We start from the raw sequence: 2,588 nt of genomic DNA on the forward strand, positions 1-2,588 counted from the left end.
CTAAAAACAAAGAAACGAATGTACGTTCCTATACTACTAGTATACATGGAGTTACAGAAAAAGGAAATGAAAACTTCACGCTGTGCACGATCAACATTCATCCCCTCCCTACCACTGGACTATGTCCTGCACGCGCTTGAGGAAGGGGACTTCTGTTGGAGTACTGTTAAATTTATTAAGGGGACGATTTCATAATGAGTAACTACTAAAAAAAGAAGCTTTTTTTACATGACGATTCCTTCGACTATCCTTTTTTATTCTGATAATCATCGTGTACTTTTAAATATATCCCCGTTAAACCTCACTTATTTATGGTACGGCTCACCGCATCAATGAGGATGATTATTTATATAGGTTGAACAAGAGTTTTTGCATAATTCGAAAAACGAATGCCCAAATAAGCCAGATGTCGAAAAACATCTGGCTTATTTAGGTTAAATTGATAGCTATAAATATAAGTGGCGTTTTATTTTGTCTAGAACATGGAAAAGAGGTACAGTCACATCACGTAGGATTTATATCGTTCAGTGTAAGCTATTGGTAGCCACGAGACTACTCTCCTGATCACAATTATTGAATCGCTTGAAATGTATCACCGCCGCGAGTATCGATAATATCTCCATCGACTATAGCAACCTCATAACTTTCTAGTCCAAAGTCTCCTCCACCTAAAATCACATTCACCTTTGTACCTCCAGATGAACTGTATACAAAGAGGTTGCTCTTACCAGTTATCTTATATCTACCTGCAGGAATATCTTTTCCTACAGACCAATAGCCTGCACCAAGTTTCTTAGGCTCTTGCTGTTTCAATACAACACCTTCCGTAAGCTTCTGCAGCTCAGCTTTCTTAGCGTTGATATCACCATCTAGTTTGCTTACCTCTGACTTTTTACCATCCAGTTCAGATTGCTTGTTCTTAATTTCATTCTCGATGTTTGTCTTGTTCTCTAATAATTTTTTAGCCCCTTCGAATTCCGCAGAGCGAAGCTTTAACTCTGCATTCACCTTGTCCAAACCTTCTTTTGTAGTCTTTAATTCTTTTTCTGTCTTATCCAGTGAATTCTCTTTCTGTTCGATATTACTAACTAGACTCTTATATGTAGTAACCTTACCATTTACTTCTGCATCACCAGGAATAGTCCCTACATTGTAAGCTATAGTGGAAGCAACAACAATCGCTCCAACCGCTCCCCATAATGCTTTTGATTTCAATAGTTTCATAAGGTATCCTCTCTTTTTTCATCTTTTATATTAATATTTATTAATTTTCAGAGATAAACGAGATGTTAGTTTTATGAATATTCTTAATCTCCAAAATATATTCATCGGATTTTGAAGGAAAAAGATTGTAACTACAAAATGCACATATTTCGAAGAAGCCTGATTTTCTTATGACTTTACAAATAGAGAATTTGGTGCGTCAACACTAAACAAAACAGCTTCTTCAAGTCTTCGCTTGAAAAAGCTGTTTCTAATAAAAACATATTACTATAGTAATAATGATTTTTTACAATATGTACATTAACTACAATGACTTTAAGGTAATACATATACCTTTACTGTTCTAACTCCCCAGTTCCAAACTCCCTGCTTTGAAGGTATAAATACGTCTATTTTATTCCCTTTAATAGCTCCACCAGTATCCCTAGCTCCAGCTGGTCCATATCCCTCTACATATACATTCGAGCCAAGTGGAATAACTGAAGTATCCACAGCAATCACTTTTAAATTTGGATTAGCAGTTAAATCATCTCCCATACTCGTATAAACATGTTCACCAGGCTTTGCACCATTTTCTGCTGGGTCGTTTGAGTATGCTGTTGATCTAACCGTTAGCTCACGCGTATTTCCTATCCATTTTCCACTATCTTTGAAATAATTCATTTTTTCGTCAATCTTATTCCAACCTGTTTTCATCGTTCCACCGGCTGCTTCATCTAAGTAATACCAACTACTCCATTCTTTCAACCAGCCTGTTTTCATCGTTCCACCAGCTACCGCATCCAAGTAATACCAATTTTCTCCGTATTTCAACCAACCTGTTTTCATTGCTCCGCTGGCTGCCGCATCCAAGTAGTACCAACTACCACCTGTTTTCAACCAACCTGTCTTCATTGCCCCGCTAACTGCTTCATCCAAGTAATACCAATTTTCTCCGTATTTCAACCAGCCTGTCTTCATTGCCCCGCTAGCTGCTTCATCCAAGTAATACCAATTTTCTCCGTATTTCAACCAACCTGTTTTCATCGCTCCGCTGGCTGCCGCATCCAAGTAGTACCAACTACCACCTGTTTTCAACCAGCCTGTCTTCATTGCCCCGCTAGCTACTTCATCCAAGTAATACCAATTTTCTCCGTATTTCAACCAATCTGTTTTCATCGCTCCGCCAGCTGCCGCATCTAAGTAATACCAATTCACTCCGTATTTCAACCAACCTGTTTTCATCACTCCGCCAGCTGCTTCATCTAAGTAATACCAATTAGTTCCTTCTTTCAACCAACCTGTTTTATTAGTACCATTTTCATAATAAACGAAGTAAGCATTTTATAATATGACTAAAGCGGGTGGAGTATAATGTGGCGGTA

2 protein-coding genes and 1 pseudogene are annotated in these 2,588 nt (G+C 38.0%); all 3 read right to left on the reverse strand.

All coding sequences use genetic code 11. The annotated features are described in order from the left end of the window. Nucleotides 1–570: 570 nt before the first annotated feature. Nucleotides 571–1,224: a hypothetical protein gene (locus JDS96_RS30155; protein ID WP_199669051.1), complete on the reverse strand. Its 654-nt coding sequence runs from the start codon at nt 1,222–1,224 to the stop codon at nt 571–573. 315 nt (nt 1,225–1,539) lie between these two features. Further along, entirely contained in the window at nt 1,540–2,448 is a 909-nt protein-coding gene (locus JDS96_RS30160; protein WP_274605979.1) for a 3D domain-containing protein, read from the reverse strand. A 15-nt stretch (nt 2,449–2,463) separates the two neighbouring features. After that, nucleotides 2,464–2,508, reverse strand: a pseudogene (locus JDS96_RS33535) (hypothetical protein); the annotation flags it as partial. Nucleotides 2,509–2,588: the final 80 nt, after the last annotated feature.

It is taken from the genome of Bacillus cereus group sp. N21 (assembly GCF_016483395.1).
GTDB classification, from domain to species: Bacteria; Bacillota; Bacilli; order Bacillales; family Bacillaceae_G; genus Bacillus_A; species Bacillus_A pseudomycoides.